The 17,429-nt window shown below is 72.2% G+C and carries 14 protein-coding genes; 13 read left to right on the plus strand and 1 reads right to left on the minus strand.

Annotated features, from left to right (window positions below):
- The first annotated feature begins 21 nt into the window (after positions 1-21).
- From QFZ75_RS21285 to QFZ75_RS21310, 6 genes are all read left to right on the plus strand, one after another.
- Complete coding sequence (locus tag QFZ75_RS21285) at positions 22-1,218, plus strand: TadA family conjugal transfer-associated ATPase (protein ID WP_307539186.1); 1,197 nt, start codon at positions 22-24, stop codon at positions 1,216-1,218.
- A gap of 14 nt (positions 1,219-1,232) precedes the next feature.
- A complete protein-coding gene (locus tag QFZ75_RS21290; protein WP_307539188.1) occupies positions 1,233-2,108 on the plus strand; it encodes a type II secretion system F family protein in 876 nt (291 codons plus the stop codon).
- Positions 2,105-2,986 carry a type II secretion system F family protein gene (locus QFZ75_RS21295; RefSeq protein WP_307539190.1) on the plus strand — a complete coding sequence of 294 codons (882 nt, stop codon included), beginning with the start codon at positions 2,105-2,107 and terminating at the stop codon, positions 2,984-2,986. Before QFZ75_RS21290 ends, QFZ75_RS21295 begins: the two co-directional genes overlap by 4 nt.
- 202 nt (positions 2,987-3,188) lie before the next feature.
- A complete protein-coding gene (locus tag QFZ75_RS41165) occupies positions 3,189-3,326 on the plus strand; it encodes a DUF4244 domain-containing protein (protein WP_373465912.1) in 138 nt (45 codons plus the stop codon).
- An 82-nt stretch (positions 3,327-3,408) separates the two neighbouring features.
- A complete protein-coding gene (locus QFZ75_RS21305) occupies positions 3,409-3,759 on the plus strand; it encodes a TadE family type IV pilus minor pilin (protein WP_307539194.1) in 351 nt (116 codons plus the stop codon).
- A gap of 185 nt (positions 3,760-3,944) precedes the next feature.
- Positions 3,945-4,313, plus strand: coding sequence for an Rv3654c family TadE-like protein (locus QFZ75_RS21310; RefSeq protein WP_373465913.1), 369 nt, complete (start codon positions 3,945-3,947; stop codon positions 4,311-4,313).
- Here QFZ75_RS21310 and QFZ75_RS21315 read toward each other — a convergent pair.
- Positions 4,310-6,910 (minus strand): DEAD/DEAH box helicase, encoded by a 2,601-nt coding sequence (locus tag QFZ75_RS21315; RefSeq protein WP_307539198.1) that lies wholly within the window; start codon positions 6,908-6,910, stop codon positions 4,310-4,312. The genes QFZ75_RS21310 and QFZ75_RS21315 overlap by 4 nt on opposite strands.
- Before the next feature lie 80 nt (positions 6,911-6,990).
- Here QFZ75_RS21315 and bldG point away from each other — a divergent pair, with 80 nt between their 5' ends.
- The 7 genes from bldG (at position 6,991) to topA (ending at position 17,286) form a co-directional block, all read left to right on the plus strand.
- Positions 6,991-7,332 (plus strand): anti-sigma factor antagonist BldG, encoded by a 342-nt coding sequence (gene bldG / locus QFZ75_RS21320; protein WP_003975386.1) that lies wholly within the window; start codon positions 6,991-6,993, stop codon positions 7,330-7,332.
- A 151-nt stretch (positions 7,333-7,483) separates the two neighbouring features.
- Positions 7,484-7,927, plus strand: a complete 444-nt coding sequence (locus tag QFZ75_RS21325) for an ATP-binding protein (protein WP_307539199.1) — start codon at positions 7,484-7,486, stop codon at positions 7,925-7,927.
- A gap of 534 nt (positions 7,928-8,461) precedes the next feature.
- Positions 8,462-10,876, plus strand: a complete 2,415-nt coding sequence (locus QFZ75_RS21330; RefSeq protein WP_307539201.1) for a sodium-translocating pyrophosphatase — start codon at positions 8,462-8,464, stop codon at positions 10,874-10,876.
- A 225-nt stretch (positions 10,877-11,101) separates the two neighbouring features.
- Complete coding sequence (locus QFZ75_RS21335) at positions 11,102-11,695, plus strand: small secreted protein (protein WP_307539203.1); 594 nt, start codon at positions 11,102-11,104, stop codon at positions 11,693-11,695.
- A gap of 232 nt (positions 11,696-11,927) precedes the next feature.
- Positions 11,928-13,445 (plus strand): class I SAM-dependent methyltransferase, encoded by a 1,518-nt coding sequence (locus tag QFZ75_RS21340; protein WP_307539205.1) that lies wholly within the window; start codon positions 11,928-11,930, stop codon positions 13,443-13,445.
- 461 nt (positions 13,446-13,906) lie between these two features.
- Complete coding sequence (locus tag QFZ75_RS21345) at positions 13,907-14,104, plus strand: hypothetical protein (RefSeq protein WP_307539207.1); 198 nt, start codon at positions 13,907-13,909, stop codon at positions 14,102-14,104.
- A 350-nt stretch (positions 14,105-14,454) separates the two neighbouring features.
- A complete protein-coding gene (topA, locus tag QFZ75_RS21350; RefSeq protein ID WP_307539209.1) occupies positions 14,455-17,286 on the plus strand; it encodes a type I DNA topoisomerase in 2,832 nt (943 codons plus the stop codon).
- Positions 17,287-17,429: the final 143 nt, after the last annotated feature.

Here is a 17,429-nt window from a genome sequence, read left to right on the forward strand (position 1 = left end):
CAGGCGGGCGGGTCGCCGGGCGTGAGCGTGCCTGCCGACACGGGGCTGCTGGACGGGGTCCGGCAGTGGCTGGCCGAGAGCGGGGGTGAAGCGACCCCGGCGCGGGTGGCCCAGGCCCTGCGGGAGCAGGGGCGGGTGCTCGGGGACACCGAGGTCCTCGGCGCGGCCGAGCGGCTGCGCTCGGAGCTGGTCGGGAGCGGACCGCTGGAGCCGTTGCTCGACGACCCGGCCGTGACCGACGTACTGGTCTCCGCGCCCGACCGGGTGTGGGTGGACCGCGGCGGCGGCCTGGAGCTGACAGCCGTGTCCTTCCCGGACGCGGCGGCCGTACGGCGCCTCGCGCAGCGCCTCGCGGCCGTGGCCGGGCGGCGGCTGGACGACGCGCACCCCTGGGTGGACGCCAGGCTTCCCGACGGCACCCGGCTGCACGCGGTGCTGCCACCGGTCGCCGTCGGCTCGACCTGTCTGTCGCTGCGGGTCGTCCGGCCGAAGGCGTTCACGCTGGACGAACTGGTGGCCGCCGGGACGGTGCCGCCGGGCGGGGACCGGCTGCTGCGGGCACTGCTCGACGCGAGGCTGTCCTTCCTGATCAGCGGCGGCACGGGCAGCGGCAAGACGACACTGCTGAGCGCTCTGCTCGGCCTCGTCGGACCGGGCGAGCGGATCGTGCTCGCCGAGGACTCGGCGGAGCTGCGCCCCGACCACCCTCACGTCGTACGCCTCGAGTCGAGACCTCCCAACCAGGAGGGCGCCGGACTCGTCACGCTCCAGGACCTGGTGCGCCAGGCGCTGCGCATGCGGCCGGACCGACTCGTCGTCGGAGAGGTGCGCGGACCCGAAGTGGTCGCCCTGCTGGCCGCGTTGAACACGGGGCACGAAGGCGGCTGCGGGACCGTGCACGCCAATGCCGCGTCCGGCGTGCCGGCCCGCCTGGAGGCCCTCGGCACGGCCGCGGGACTGGACCGGGCGGCGCTGCACAGCCAGGTGGCGGCCGCCCTGTCGGTGGTGCTCCATCTCGTACGCGACCGGGCCGGACGGCGGCGCATCGCCGAGGTGCATGTGCTGGAGCGGGATCCGGCGGGGCCGGTCGTGACGGTGCCGGCCCTGCGGTGGGGCACGGAGGCCTTCACGTACGGGCCCGGGTGGGAGCGGCTGCGCGAGCTGCTCGGTGGTGTGCGGGGCGCAAGCGGTTCGGGTGCGAGAGGGGCGGGGCTGTGACGGGGAGCGCCGGGATGTCGGTGGTGGGGGCGGCGGCCTGTGCCGGGGCGGCCGCCTGGCTGATGGGGGGTCCTCGACGTCCGGGGGCGAGGCGGGCGTCGGTGGTGTGCGCGGGCGGCGTCGGCCGCGGCGGTGGTGCGGCGCGGGTCGGGTCGCCGTCGTCCGAGCGCGCGGTACGCGTGGGGGAACGGCTCCGGCGGCTGCACGGCACGCGGGGCGAATGGTGGGCGTTGGTCGCGGGACTGGCGGTCGGCCTGCTGGGGGCGTCCGTGGTGCCGGTCGTCCTGGGGGCACTCGGGGTCCCCCTGGTACGGCGGGCCCGGCGGGCCGGGGCGGCGCGCCGGGCGCACGACCGGCGGGCCGGAGCGGTGATCGCGCTCTGCGGCACGCTCGCGGGGGAGGTCCGGGCCGGTCGGCAGCCGGGCGAGGCGCTGCTCGCCGCCGCCAGGGACTCGGGAGGGCTCGGGGACGCGCAGACGGTGGTACTGGCGGCGGCCCGGTTCGGCGGGGACGTGCCCGGCGCACTGACCGGAGCGGCACGGCGGCCGGGCGCCGAAGGTCTGCTGGGGCTCGCCGCGTGCTGGCGCGTCGCGGTTGACCGGGGCGCGGGACTCGCGGCCGGACTCGATCGGCTGGAGGGCGCACTGCGTGCCGAGCGCGACCAGCGAGCGGACCTGCGCGCCCAGTTGGCGGGAGCGCGGTCGACGGCGGTGCTGCTCGCGGGGTTGCCGGTGCTCGGCCTGCTCCTGGGGACCGCGCTCGGCGCCGACCCGCTGCACATCGTGCTGCACACCGGGGCGGGCTTCGGCTGCCTGCTGGTCGGCGGGGTGCTGGAGGGCGTCGGCCTGTGGTGGGCGCTGCGGATCGTACGGGGAGCGGAGGCGGCATGAGCGCGGAGGCTGTCCACAGGCTGGGGGTGGCGCTGTGCGTGGCGACGGGGGTGTGGACGCTGGCCCGGACCCTGGGCGCGGCGCGGCGGGGACGCAGGACGCGCAGGCGGTTGGCGGCGCTGCTGACGCTCTTGGCCGCCGAGCGCGGGCCGGCAGCCGTGCGGGGAGCTTCCTCCGGGAGGGCCTCCTCCGAGGGAGCCTTCTCCGGGAGGGGTTTCTCTGGGTGGGGTTTCTTTGAGCGGGTCTTCCTCGAGCGGCTTCCGCAGACGCGTGCTGCCGTGCGGCGGTGGCTGCCGGTGATCGGCGCCCTGAGCGCCTGCTGGGTGCTGATCGGGGGCACGACCGGGGCCGCGGTGGGGCTGGTGGCGGCGTTCGGGATGCGGCGGTGGCAGCGCAGACCGGCACCGGTGGAGGAGTTCGACGCGGTGCGGGCCGCGCGGCAACTGCCCCTTGCCGCCGATCTGCTGGCCGCCTGCATCGCGGCGGGCGCGAGCCCGGTCCTGGCCGCCCGGGCGGTGGGGGAGGCCCTGGACGGGCCCGTGGGGGAACGGCTGGCGCGGGGAGCCGCCGAGGTGCGGCTCGGCGGCGAACCGGCGGAGGCGTGGCGCGGGCTGGCCGCGCTGCCGGGGGCCCGGGCGCTGGCCCGGCTGCTGGAGCGGGCCGGCGAGTCGGGCGTACCCGCGGCGGTACCGGTGGCGCGCCTCGCGGCGGAGGCCCGCGCGGAACGGGAGCGTGCCGCCACGGCTCGCGCACGGCGGGCGGGCGTGCTGGTCACCGCACCCGTCGGGCTGTGCTTCCTGCCCGCCTTCATCGCGATCGGCGTACTGCCGGTGGTGCTGGGACTCGCGAGCGGGGTGCTGGGAGGGGGCGGCGGATGACGCACTGAGCGGGTGGGACGGGCTGGACGACACATGAGCAAGGCCAACAGGACAGAAACGCACGGGGGTTCGGATGAGCAAGGTGGAGCGGAGCAGGGCCGGGCGGAGCGGGGTCGAGCGGGTACGGGGGTGGGTTCGAGCGGGGACCCCGGGCGACGGGGCACGTGTGCGGTGGGCGCGGGCGGTGCGGAGGGATGCCGGGATGGTGACCTCCGAGTACGCGATGGGGTTGATCGCGGCGGTGGGGTTCGCCGCGCTGCTCTACGAGGTGCTGACCAGTGGCCAGGTCCGTGAGGAGTTGCAGAACATCGTGGGGCGGGCGCTCAGTGAGCGGCGCTGAGGCGGGGACGGCCGCTCCGGCGACCGGGGCGGCCGTCCCTGGGCGGCTGCGGGGACGAAGGCGAGGCCCGGGTTCGCCCGCGGTGGCCGGGGACCGCGGTTTCGTGACGGCGGAGGCGGCCGTGGTGCTGCCCGCGCTGGTTGCGTTCACGATGGCGCTGGTCTGGGCGTTGCTGGCCGCGGCCGCGCTGATCCAGTGCGTGGACGCGGCCCGGGCCGGTGCCCGTGCGGCGGCTCGGCAGGAGCCGCCCGCCACGGTCATGGAGACCGCCCGGCGGGCGGCGCCGAGCGGCGCCAGGGTCTCCGTCCGGCGCGAAGGCGATCTGGTGCACGTACGGGTCCGGGCCGGGACGCCGGGGCCGGACGCGCTGGCCCTCGACCTGACGCAGGAGGCCACCGCCCTGGCCGAGGAGACGGTGGGGGCGGTCCGGTGAGACCGGCGGGAGCGGCGGGAGCGGCAGGAGCGGCGAAGAGGGTGGGAATGGGGGCGGTGTGGGGCCTGATGCGGGAGCGGGGAAGGCGCGCTCTCCGTGTGCGGGAGAGGTCGCGTGCGCCGGGGGTGCGGCCGAGGACGCGGTCGAGGACTGCTTCGGACAGAGGGTCGGCGACCGTCTGGACCGTGGGCGCGATCGCGGTGCTGTGCGTGGTCTTCGGCACCGTGCTCGTGATGGGACAGGCGGTGGTGGTCCGTCACCGGGCGGGCGGTGCGGCTGACTTGGCGGCTCTCGCGGCCGCCGACCACTGGATGGACGGGAGGACGGAGGCATGCGCTCGGGCGGGCCGGGTGGCACGGGCCCAGGACACACGGATCGTGCGGTGTGCGGTCGACGGTGACATCTCCGACGTCACGGTCGCGGCGGGACGGGGGCCGTTGACGGCCGAGGTGCGGTCACGGGCGGGTCCGGCCGGTACGGGAGGGCCGGGGCCGGGGCTGGCGGAGGCGGAGGCGGAGGCGAGACCTTGGCTCACGCCCACTGCCGTGCCCTAGCCCCCTGCGGCCTCGCCGAGCGCACCCTCCTGGCCGGCGGACCCCAAGTCGGCGCACACCTCCGGTGCCTCCGGGGCCTGCGGTGAATCCGGGGCCTGCGGTGCCTGCGGTGAATCCGACGCCTGCGGGGACACCGACGCCTGCGGTGGCTCCGGGGCTCCCCGCAGGAGCACCGTCAGCAGGCGTACAGCACCCCGCTTGTGCAACGGTTCGTTGCCGTTGCCGCACTTGGGGGACTGGATGCAGGACGGACAGCCGGCGTCGCACTCGCAGGAGGCGATGGCCTGACGGGTGGCGGTGAGCCACTCGCGGGCGGTGTGGAAGGCGCGCTCCGCGAAACCCGCGCCGCCGGGGTGGCCGTCGTACACGAAGACGGTGGGCAGGAGGGTGTCCGGGTGCAGCGGGACGGAGACCCCGCCGATGTCCCAGCGGTCGCAGGTGGCGAAGAGCGGCAGCATGCCGATCGACGCGTGCTCGGCGGCGTGCAGGGCGCCGCCGAGGATCTCCGGGTTCACGCGGGCGGCGTCGAGCTGGTCCTCGGTGACCGTCCACCACACGGCGCGGGTGCGGAGCGTGCGGGGAGGCAGATCGAGTTTGGTCTCGCCGAGCACCTCGCCGGTGATGAGACGACGACGCATGAAGGAGACGACCTGATGGGTGACTTCGACGGAGCCGTAGCACAGCCGGCCGTCGCCCCACGGGACCTCGACGTCCGTCTCCAGGACGGAGATGGCGGTGGTATCGCGGGCGACCGTCGAATACGGCGGGTCGGCCTCCTCGACGAGAGCGACCGAGTCGTCCAGGTGCAGTTCCCTGACCAGGTACGTACGGCCCTGGTGGAGGTGGACGGCGCCTTCGTGGACGCTGGTGTGCGCGGCCCCGGCGTCGACCGTGCCCAGCAGCCGGCCGGAACCGGCCTCCACGATCTGCACCGGGGTGCCGCCTCCGCCGCGGATGTCGGCGAGGTCGGCGGCCCGTTCCCGGCGCGTCCAGTGCCAGGCCCTCGTGCGGCGGCGCAGCAGTTTTGCCGCCTCCAGCTGCGGCATCAGCTCGGCGGTGGCCGGACCGAAGAGAGCGAAGTCCTCCTCGGTGAGGGGCAGCTCGGCCGCGGCGGCGCACAGGTGGGGCGCGAGGACGTACGGGTTGTCCGGATCGAGGACGGTGGACTCCACCGGCCGGTCGAACAGGGCCTCCGGGTGATGGACGAGGAAGGTGTCCAGCGGGTCGTCGCGGGCGACCAGCACCGCGAGCGCCCCCTGCCCGGCCCGGCCGGCGCGGCCCGCCTGCTGCCACACGGACGCCCGGGTGCCCGGGTAGCCGCAGATGACGACGGCGTCCAGGCCGGAGACGTCGATGCCCAGTTCCAGGGCGGTGGTGGCGGCGAGGCCGAGGAGTTCTCCGGAGTGGAGGGCGCTCTCGAGAGCGCGGCGTTCCTCGGGGAGGTATCCGCCGCGGTAGGCGGCAACGCGGCGGACCAGGGAGCGGTCGATCTCGGCGAGCCGGTCCTGGGCGATCACCGAGATCAGTTCGGCCCCGCGGCGGGACCGTACGAAGGCGACCGAGCGGACACCCTGCACGGTCAGATCGGTGAGGAGGTCCGCGGTCTCGGCGGTGGCGGTCCGGCGGACGGGGGCGCCCTTCTCGCCGTGCAGGTCGGTGAGGGGCGGCTCCCACAGGGCGAACAGGAGTTCCCCGCGGGGAGACGCGTCGTCGGCGACCTCCACCACGGGCAGACCGGTGAGGCGGGAGGCGGCGACCGAGGGCTCGGCGGCGGTCGCCGAGGCCATGAGGAAGACGGGGGAGGAGCCGTAGCGGGCGCACAGGCGGCGCAGCCGGCGGAGGACCTGGGCGACGTGTGACCCGAAGACGCCCCGGTAGGTGTGGGACTCGTCGACGACGACGTAGCGCAGGGCGCGCAGGAAGGAGGCCCATCGGGGATGGGAGGGGAGTATGCCGCGGTGCAGCATGTCGGGGTTGGTGAGGACGTAGTTGGCGTACTGGCGTACCCACTCGCGTTCCTCGACCGGGGTGTCCCCGTCGTAGGCCGCGGAGCGCACGGCGTTGCCCAGCGGTTGTGAGAGTTTCTTCACGGACCGGCGCTGGTCCGCGGCGAGGGCCTTGGTCGGGGCGAGGTACAGGGCGGTCGCGCCGCGGCCGTTCGGTGCTTCGGAGCCGTCGAGGAGCGCCGACAGGACGGGGACCAGGTACGCCAGGGACTTGCCGCTGGCGGTGCCGGTGGAGACGATCACCGACTCGCCGTCCAGGGCGTGCTCGGCGGCGCGTGCCTGGTGGGCCCAGGGATGTTCGATGCCGGCGGACCGCACCGCCGCGATGACCTCCGAACGGATCCGGTCGGGCCACACGGCATGGCGACCCTCACGTGGGGGCAAGTGCTCCGTATGAGTGATGCGCGAAGCCCGGCTCGGCCCAGAGGCCAGCCGGTCCAGGATCTCGCCCGGCGAGGGGCGGGATGCGGTGTCCGTCGAGGTGCGATCGGGTCGGAGATTATTGGCCATCGGCATCGAGTGTGTCACCGGCGTGACGGACAATGGACCCAAGGCGTCGTGCACGCCTGCCGGTAAGTGATTGAATGCCATCGCGGCTGGCGAACCGTCCCGGGGGCTCCGCCGAGGTGTCCCTTGGGATGACCGCTCGATAGCAAGGTGCTGGAGGATCCGTGGACCTGTCCCTGTCGACCCGTACCGTCGGCGATCGTACGGTCGTCGAGGTCGGTGGCGAAATCGATGTATATACCGCGCCCAAGTTGCGCGAACAGCTGGTCGAGCTGGTGAACGACGGCAGTTTCCATCTTGTCGTCGACATGGAGGGCGTGGACTTCCTCGACTCCACCGGTCTCGGCGTGCTGGTGGGTGGCCTGAAGCGGGTGCGTGCTCATGAGGGCTCGCTCCGGCTGGTCTGCAACCAGGAGCGCATTCTGAAGATCTTCCGCATCACCGGCCTCACCAAGGTGTTCCCGATCCACACCTCGGTCGAGGAAGCGGTGGCGGCCACCGACTGATCGGCTGTCGTCCGGCCTGTCCCTGACCGGCCGGTTCAGTCGCCGACAGCCGGAACCCGGGCCCGTCCCGGGAGGCAGAAGTCAATGGAGGGGGGTCAGGTCTCGGCGACCCGACCCCCCGACCGCACGCCCGTAGTTCCGAGGGGGATGCATGGCCACCGTTGAACTCCGCTTCAGCGCGCTGCCCGAGCACGTCAGGACCGCCCGACTGGTGGCGGCAGCGGTGGCGCGCAGGGCCGGAGTGGACGAGGCCGTCCTCGACGAGGTCAGGCTCGCCGTCGGCGAAGCCTGCACCCGGGCCGTCGGCCTGCACCAGAGTGCCGGAATCTCGGCTCCGGTGCGGGTCTCGTTGATCGAGGAGGAGAAGCTGTTCTCCATCGAGGTCGGCGATGACGCACCGCACGCGGTTCCCGGTGACACGTCACCGGGCGCCCAGGGCGGGGCCGACGGCGGGGACGCCGAGATCGAGGAGGACGAAATGGGCCTCGCGGTCATCAGCGGCCTCGTCGACGACGTGGAAGTGACCGCCGGTGAGAACGGCGGACTGATCAGGATGAGCTGGCCCACCACGCCGCCGGCCACGCTCGTTCCCTGATCCACCCCTCTTGGTACTGCCTGAACCTGTGCGAAAGGGCCCTGCTCACCAGGGCCCTTTGGCATGTCGCCCCGAGCCCGCCAACCCGCCGGGTCCGCCGACCCGCCGAGCCCGCCGACCCGCCGGGTCCGCCGAGCCCGGGCTGCCGGATCCGGGCCGTCCTCGCGCCTGAGCCGTTCATCGAGATCGTGCCGCCCTCGCGCTCGAGCCGCCCGCCGGGTCCGGGCCGTCTCCCGAGCCGCCGCCTCGGCGGCTCCTCATCCCTCCCGGATCAAGCCACGACTATTTCGTGAATGAATTCACTATCCGGATGGCGATCGGCAATACGATCATCTTTACACGGCGTCATACACCGATGGACCTGCCGTCAATGGTTTTGAGGCATTACCGCTTTTGGGGTACGGGTCTAACCCCGGATCATTTGCTCAAGGGCACATGAAGGCCAATTCCGCTTACCGCGCACTGTTTTGATCAGGTTCCGGTACCTACAATCCGTCCACATCTTGAGCTCGGTCCAAGCGTCAAGGAGGACGAATGGCGGGGCTTTCTACCCCTCATCAGTTTGATCAGCCCACTACCCTCGCGGCCGCGGTACTCACGGACGACAACCGTCTCATCGTAGTGATCATCGCGGTCGTCGCCCTTGCGGCGCTTGCCGTCGCCGGTGTCCTGGTCCGCCAGGTGCTGGCGGCGGGCGAAGGCACCGACAGCATGAAGGAGATCGCGGTCGCGATCCAGGAGGGCGCGAATGCCTACCTGGGGCGACAGATGCGTACCCTCGGGGTATTCGCCGTCGTGGTGTTCTTCCTGCTCATGCTGCTGCCCGCGGACGACTGGAATCAGCGTGCCGGCCGATCGGTCTTCTTCTTGATCGGCGCGGCATTCTCGGCGACCACCGGATATATCGGCATGTGGCTCGCCGTACGCAGCAATGTCCGCGTGGCCGCCGCGGCACGGGAAGCGACCCCGGCGGAGGGTGAGTCCGAAAAGGATCTCACCGCCGTCTCGCACAAAGCCATGAAGATCGCTTTCCGTACGGGCGGCGTCGTCGGCATGTTCACGGTGGGGCTCGGTCTGCTGGGCGCCTCCTGTGTGGTGCTGGTGTACGCGGCCGACGCGCCGAAGGTGCTGGAGGGCTTCGGCCTCGGCGCCGCACTGATCGCCATGTTCATGCGGGTCGGCGGCGGCATCTTCACCAAGGCCGCCGACGTCGGCGCCGACCTGGTCGGCAAGGTCGAGCAGGGCATCCCGGAGGACGACCCGCGCAACGCCGCGACCATCGCCGACAACGTGGGCGACAACGTCGGCGACTGCGCCGGCATGGCCGCCGACCTGTTCGAGTCGTACGCCGTCACGCTCGTCGCCGCGCTGATCCTCGGCAAGGCGGCGTTCGGCGACTCCGGGCTCGCCTTCCCGCTGATCGTGCCCGCGATCGGCGTACTCACCGCGATGATCGGTATCTTCGCGGTCGCGCCGCGCCGTTCGGACCGCAGCGGGATGAGCGCGATCAACCGCGGTTTCTTCATCTCCGCGGTCATCTCGCTGGTGCTGGTGGCGGTGGCCGTCTTCGTCTACCTGCCGTCCACCTACGCCGAACTGGACGGTGTCACCGACGAGGCCATCCTCGCCAAGTCCGGCGACCCGCGGATCCTCGCGCTCCTCGCGGTCGCCATCGGCATCGTGCTGGCCGCGCTGATCCAGCAGCTGACCGGCTACTTCACCGAGACCACCCGTCGGCCGGTGAAGGACATCGGCAAGACCTCGCTCACCGGCCCGGCCACCGTCGTCCTCGCCGGAATCTCGCTCGGTCTCGAATCGGCCGTCTACACCGCCCTGCTGATCGGTCTCGGCGTCTACGGGGCCTTCCTGCTCGGCGGTACGTCGATCATGCTGGCCCTGTTCGCGGTGGCCCTCGCCGGAACGGGTCTGCTCACCACGGTCGGCGTCATCGTCGCCATGGACACCTTCGGGCCGGTCTCCGACAACGCGCAGGGCATCGCCGAGATGTCCGGCGACGTCGAGGGCGCGGGCGCGCAGGTGCTGACCGACCTGGACGCCGTGGGCAACACCACCAAGGCCATCACCAAGGGCATCGCCATCGCCACCGCGGTACTGGCGGCGGCGGCGCTCTTCGGCTCGTACCGGGACGCCATCCTCACGGCCGCGAACGACGTGGGGCAGAAGGTCTCGGGCCCGGACGCCCCGATGAACCTGATGATGGACATCTCGCAGCCCAACAACCTGGTCGGGCTCATCGCGGGCGCCGCGGTCGTCTTCCTCTTCTCGGGGCTGGCGATCAACGCGGTGTCGCGGTCGGCCGGGGCCGTGGTCTACGAGGTGCGGCGGCAGTTCCGCGAGCACCCCGGGATCATGGACTACACCGAGAAACCCGAGTACGGGCGCGTCGTCGACATCTGCACCAAGGACGCGCTGCGCGAGCTGACCACGCCGGGTCTGCTCGCCGTACTGACGCCGATCGCGATCGGGTTCACGCTCGGCGTCGGCGCGCTCGGCTCCTTCCTCGCGGGCGCCATCGGCACCGGCACGCTGATGGCGGTCTTCCTCGCCAACTCCGGCGGGGCGTGGGACAACGCCAAGAAACTCGTCGAGGACGGCCACCACGGCGGCAAGGGCAGCGAGGCCCACGCCGCGACGGTGATCGGCGACACGATCGGTGACCCCTTCAAGGACACCGCGGGACCCGCGATCAACCCCCTCCTCAAGGTGATGAACCTGGTGGCGCTGCTCATCGCGCCGGCCGTGGTCAAGTTCAGCTACGGCGAGGACAAGAGCGTGGGGATGCGCATCCTCATCTCGGTGCTCTCGCTCACCGTGATCGTGGGCGCGGTGTACGTGTCCAAGCGGCGCGGCATCGCCGTGGGCGACGAGGGTGACGAGGACGGCTCCGAGAAGCCCGCCAAGTCGGCGGATGCGGCGGTGGTTTCGTAGCCTTCGGGAAACCGCCGAGCCGGGTTCCGGCCAACGGGCGGGCGGACGGCGCGCACTGACGCGCCGTCCGCCCGCCCGCCGTTCGGTGCACCCTGATCCTGAGCGGTTCGCGTGCGGTTCGTGAGCCTTATCATGCTTGGTGCAAATGGCTCCAATAACGGTCCAAACGGATGTTCGTCACGGTGGTGCCGCCCACTTGGCGTGTATGTTCCGGGGCCGAGAGCCATGGAAGGGACCAATCCGGTGAACAAGAAGCTCGCGGCCGCGCTGTCCGGCGGTGCGGTACTGGTACTGGCGCTGTCGGGATGCAGCAGTGACGACAACAACGACGACAAGCTGAACTCCTGGGCCGAGCAGGTCTGCGACGCGGTGCAGCCACAGGCGAAGAAGATCGCGGCCGCCAACACCGCCATCCAGAAGCAGACCTCGGACAACAGCACTCCGGCGGAGGTCCAGGAGACCGACTCGCAGGCTTTCCAGGACATGTCCGACGCCTACAAGGCGATCGGCGCCGCCGTGAGCAAGGCCGGCGCGCCGGACGTGGAGGACGGCGAGAAGAAGAAGACGGACGCCGTCAAGGAACTCGACACCATCTCCGCGTCGTACGGCGGCCTCAAGAAGCAGGTCGACGACCTCGACACGAAGAACCAGGCGAAGTTCGCCGACGGCCTGAAGGGGATCGCCACCCAGCTCGACAAGCTGAGCCAGAGCGGCAACGACGCCCTCGCGAAGCTCGAGGAGGGCGACGTGGGCAAGGCGATGGCCAAGCAGGAGAGCTGCAAGAGCGCGTCCTCGTCGTCGCCCGCCGCCAAGGGCTGACTCCGCCGCCGCCAGCCGCCGCCGGGCGCCGCCAGCCGCCGCCACCCGGCGCCGGTCACCGGCACCGCAGCCACCACCGCGGTCACCGCCGCCGCAACCGCCGCCACCCGGCGCCGACATGCCGCCCGCGCCCGCCGGACCGTACGGAACGGTCCGGCGGGCGCGGCCGTGCGTGGCGCACCCGGTGGCGGTGGTTGCGGTGCGCCCGGCCCGCCCGCGTCACAATGGGCGGGTGAGTAACACCAGCCTGGCACCGCTGCCCTCGTCCGACCGCGCCGACGTCACCGCACGGCTGCGGGACGCCCTCCTGAGCGCCTCCTTCAGCGCCGACGGGCTGCTCGACCTCCTCGGCGCCCCCGCGTACGCGGCGCTGGCCCGCAGTGAGACCGTGCCCGCGCTCCGGGCCACCCGGGGCGACTCGCCGCTGGAGGCGCTCGTACGGCTGTTCCTGCTGCAGCAGCCCGTGCCGCACGCGCGCGTGGCGGACGTCCTGCCGGTGGAGGACTGCCTGGAGGGCGGCTGGCTGACCCGCGTCGGCGGGGACGAGGTCGCGGCGGTGGTCGACGTACGGCCGTACGGCGGACCGGGCGGCGAAGACTGGTTCATCGTCTCGGACCTGGGCTGCGCCGTCGGCGGGGCCGGCGGTATCGGCAGCCATGACGAAGGCGTCGTCCTCGGCGTGGGCGGCGCGTCCACCACGCTCGCCGGCATCACCGTGCGCACCCCCGTCGCCTCCGCGCTCGATCTCGGCACCGGCTCCGGGATCCAGGCGCTGCACGCCGCACAGCACGCCACGCGCGTGAGCGCCACCGACCTCAACCCCCGCGCGCTGCACATCACCGCGCTCACCCTCGCCCTGTCCGGGGCCCCGGCGGCCGACCTGCGCGAGGGCTCCCTCTTCGAACCGGTGGCCGACCGGACGTTCGACCTCATCGTCTCCAACCCGCCCTTCGTGATCTCCCCCGCCGCCCGGCTCACCTACCGCGACGGCGGGATGGGCGGGGACGATCTGTGCCGCACGCTTGTTCAGCAGGCGGGCGACCGGCTGAACGAAGGGGGATACGCGCAGTTCCTGGCCAACTGGCAGCACGTGGAGGGCGAGGACTGGCAGGAGCGGCTGCGCTCCTGGGTGCCGCGCGGCTGCGACGCGTGGATCGTGCAGCGCGAGGTCCAGGACGTCACGCAGTACGCCGAACTGTGGCTGCGCGACGCCGGCGACCACCACGCCGACCCCGTGGAGTACCAGACGCGGTACGACGCCTGGCTGGACGAGTTCGAGGCGCGCAAGGTGAAGGCCGTCGGCTTCGGCTGGATCACGCTGCGCAGGTCGGACACGGAACTGCCCTCGGTCGTCCTCGAGGAGTGGCCGCACTCCGTGGAGCAGCCGCTCGGCGACACCGTACGCGCGCACTTCGAGCGGGTGGACTACCTGCGGACGCACGACGACGCCGCCCTGCTCGCGGGCCACTTCAGGCTCGCCGGCGAGATCGTGCAGGAGCAGGTCGGGCTGCCCGGCGCCGAGGACCCCGAGCATGTCGTGCTGCGCCAGAACCGCGGGATGCGGCGGGCCACGAAGGTGGACACGGTCGGCGCGGGCTTCGCGGGCGTCTGCGACGGCACGCTGAGCGCCGGGCGCATCCTGGACGCCATCGCCCAACTGGTCGGCGAGGACCCGGTGCTGCTGCGCGACCGCACGCCGGCCCAGATCCGGCTCCTGGTCGAGCAGGGCTTCATCGAACCCGTGCGCTGAGAGCCTGTGCGCTGAGAGCGCGTGCACCGGAGGCCCGTGCACCGGAGGGCTATGCGCCGGCGTCCGCGCCTCGGGAGCCCACAGAGCCCACAGAGCCCACAGAGCCGTCAGATGACGTGAACCCGCCGTGAACGGCCGGACCGGCCCGGCCCGACCCGATTCGACCGGGCCCGGCCGGATCGGGCCGGGTCGAATCGGGCCGGGTCGGATCGGACCGACGGCACGCAGGCGAGCGGAAAGGCACCGGCCCCCGGCGCGGTGTGACGGACTCCACCCGTGGGCGTGGCCGACACCGTGGGAATGCGATGGCCGGTCCGCGACGGACGGTGCGGCGCGGTGTGAGTTGTCTCGCACCGGAGGGCACGACGGCGGCCTCCTCCCGTTCACCCGGGGTTGGGATCCCGGTCTTCCGAAGGTGCCAGCGTCCGGACCCTGGGCACGCAAGGGCGAGGGGACGAGCCATGGAGAGCGGACCGGCGATCTTCACGGGGTCGGTGTTCGCCCTGTTCGGGGGCGGGCTGCTGCTGTGGACCGCGGTCCGGCTGAGGCAGCGCGCGCCCGTCGCCCACGGGGTGAACCCCCTCGCGTCGGCAACGGCCGCGGGCTTCGCCGGGGCGGCCGCCGTGGCCCTCGCCGTGTGGTGTTTCACCCGCCTCTGAGCGGCGCCTGCCGGCCGCGCGAGGGCCCGGCCCCGATGTCCGGAAAACGGCCCCGCCGCTGTCCCCGGACCGCCGCTCCCCGGCGGGCGCGGACCGGGTCCGGACGTACCGGATCCGCCCTCCGTGGTAATTGAGAGGGCACGCTCCGGATGTCCCGGAAACGGCAGGTCGGCACTCCGGGCGGCAGGAATGGCGGGAGTCGGGTTACCGTTCGAGTGGCCGTTGCGGGCTTTTCCCGTTTGACAGAGGGGCGGGATGTACCGTCACACTCCGCAGCGTCAGCATGACCCGACCCCCGGGTTCAAGGCCTGGGGCGAGACCCCCTGCGTCGACCGGAGAGAAGAGCGAAGTTGTCCCCGACCAGCGAGACCGCACACGGCGGCCGCCGACTCGTCATCGTCGAGTCGCCTGCCAAGGCGAAGACGATCAAGGGCTATCTCGGCCCCGGATACGTCGTCGAAGCGAGTGTCGGGCACATCCGCGACCTCCCCAACGGCGCCGCGGAGGTGCCCGAGCAGTACACCGGTGAGGTGCGCCGGCTCGGCGTGGACGTCGAGAACGACTTCCAGCCGATCTACGTGGTCAATGCTGACAAGAAGTCGCAGGTCAAGAAGCTCAAGGACCTGCTGAAGGACTCCGACGAGCTCTTCCTCGCCACCGATGAGGACCGCGAGGGCGAGGCCATCGCGTGGCACCTCCTCGAGGTCCTCAAGCCCAAGGTCCCCGTCCACCGGATGGTCTTCCACGAGATCACCAAGGACGCGATCCGCAGCGCCGTCGCCAACCCGCGCGAGCTCAACCAGCGCATGGTCGACGCCCAGGAGACCCGCCGCATCCTCGACCGCCTCTACGGCTACGAGGTCTCGCCGGTCCTGTGGAAGAAGGTCATGCCGCGGCTGTCGGCGGGCCGCGTCCAGTCCGTGGCGACCCGCCTCGTCGTCGAGCGGGAGCGCGAGCGCATCGCCTTCCGCTCCGCCGAGTACTGGGACCTCACCGGCACCTTCGGCACCGGCCGCGCCGGTGACCGCAGCGACCCGTCGAACCTCGTCGCCCGGCTGACCGCGGTCGACGGCAAGCGCGTCGCCCAGGGCCGCGACTTCGACTCGCTCGGGCAGATCAAGAGCGCGAACACGCTCCACCTGGACGAGACGAACGCCCGTGCGCTGGCCACCGCGCTGGCCGACACGGACTTCTCCGTACGCTCCGTCGAGTCGAAGCCGTACCGGCGCTCGCCGTACGCGCCGTTCCGTACGACGACGCTCCAGCAGGAGGCCAGCCGCAAGCTCGGCTTCGGCGCGAAGGCCACCATGCAGGTGGCGCAGAAGCTGTACGAGAACGGCTTCATCACCTACATGCGTACGGACTCCACGACCCTCTCGGACACCGCGATCACCGCGGCCCGGGCGCAGGTCACGCAGCTCTACGGCGCGAGCTACCTGCCGGACAAGCCGCGTACGTACGCCGGGAAGGTCAAGAACGCGCAGGAGGCGCACGAGGCGATCCGCCCCTCGGGGGACCGTTTCCGCACTCCGGCCGAAACGGGTCTGAGCGGTGACCAGTTCCGGCTGTACGAGCTGATCTGGAAGCGGACCGTCGCCTCCCAGATGAAGGACGCGGTCGGCAACTCCGTCACCGTGAAGATCGCGGGCACGTCCTCCGACGGCCGGGACGCCGAGTTCAGCGCGTCCGGCAAGACGATCACCTTCCACGGCTTCCTGAAGGCGTACGTCGAGGGCGCGGACGACCCGAACGCCGAGCTGGACGACCGCGAGCGCCGCCTTCCGCAGGTCACCGAGGGCGACCCGCTGTCCGCCGAGGAGATCTCGGTCGACGGCCACGCGACCAAGCCGCCGGCCCGCTACACCGAGGCCAGCCTGGTCAAGGAGCTCGAGGAGCGCGAGATCGGCCGCCCGTCGACGTACGCGTCGATCATCGGCACGATCCTCGACCGCGGCTACGTGTTCAAGAAGGGGACGGCCCTCGTGCCCTCCTTCCTGTCCTTCGCCGTGGTCAACCTCCTGGAGAAGCACTTCGGGCGGCTCGTCGACTACGACTTCACGGCCAGGATGGAGGACGACCTCGACCGCATCGCGCGGGGCGAGGCCCGGTCCGTCCCGTGGCTCAGGCGCTTCTACTTCGGCGAGGGCGACGCGACCGGCGCCGCGGAGGCGGGCAACGGCGACGGGGACCACCTCGGCGGCCTCAAGGAGCTCGTCACCGACCTCGGTGCCATCGACGCCCGCGAGATTTCGTCGTTCGCCGTGGCCGGCAGCGACATCATGCTGCGTGTCGGCCGCTACGGCCCGTACGTCGAGCGCGGCGAGAAGGACTCCGAGAACCACCAGCGCGCCGACGTGCCCGAGGACCTGGCCCCGGACGAGCTGACCGTCGAGCTCGCGGAGGAACTGCTCGCCAAGCCGAGCGGCGACTTCGAGCTGGGCGCCGACCCCGAGTCGGGCCACCAGATCATCGCCAGGGACGGCCGCTACGGCCCGTACGTCACCGAGGTGCTCCCCGAGGGCACCCCGAAGACCGGCAAGAACGCCGTGAAGCCGCGTACGGCCTCGCTCTTCAAGACGATGTCCCTGGAGACGGTGACGCTCGCCGACGCGCTCAAGCTGATGTCGCTGCCGCGCGTCGTCGGCACGGACGCCGAGGGCGTGGAGATCACCGCGCAGAACGGCCGCTACGGCCCGTATCTGAAGAAGGGCACCGACTCGCGCTCCCTGACGAGCGAGGACCAGCTCTTCACGATCACCCTCGACGAAGCCCTCGCGATCTACGCGCAGCCCAAGCAGCGCGGCCGCGCCGCCGCCAAGCCGCCGCTGAAGGAGCTCGGCGCCGACCCGGTCAGCGGGCAGCCGGTCGTCGTCAAGGACGGCCGCTTCGGCCCGTACGTCACCGACGGCGAGACCAACGCCACCCTGCGGTCCGGCGACAGCGTCGAGGAGATCACTCCGGAGCGCGGCTTCGAACTGCTTGCGGAGAAGCGGGCGAAGGCCCCGGCCAAGAAGACGGCGAAGAAGGCACCCGCCAAGAAGGCCCCGGCCAAGAAGGCGCCCGCGAAGAAAACAGCGGCGAAGAAGACCGCAGCCACGAAAACGGCCGTGAAGAAGACCACCACCGCCAAGAAGACGACCGCGAAGAAGGCGGCCGCCGTCAAGGCGGCGGCCGAGGACTGAGCCGGGCCCCTTCCCCCGGTCGGGGGAATCCGGTCCGCGGACGGACCGGATCCTTCACCTTCGGTCACCTCCGGTTCGCCGGACGAACGCCCTGGCACCACATGGTGTCGAGGGCGTTCGCATGTTCGGGGGCCTCTTCGGGT

Origin of the sequence: Streptomyces sp. V3I8 (genome assembly GCF_030817535.1) — a bacterium.
Taxonomy (GTDB): Bacteria; Actinomycetota; Actinomycetes; order Streptomycetales; family Streptomycetaceae; genus Streptomyces.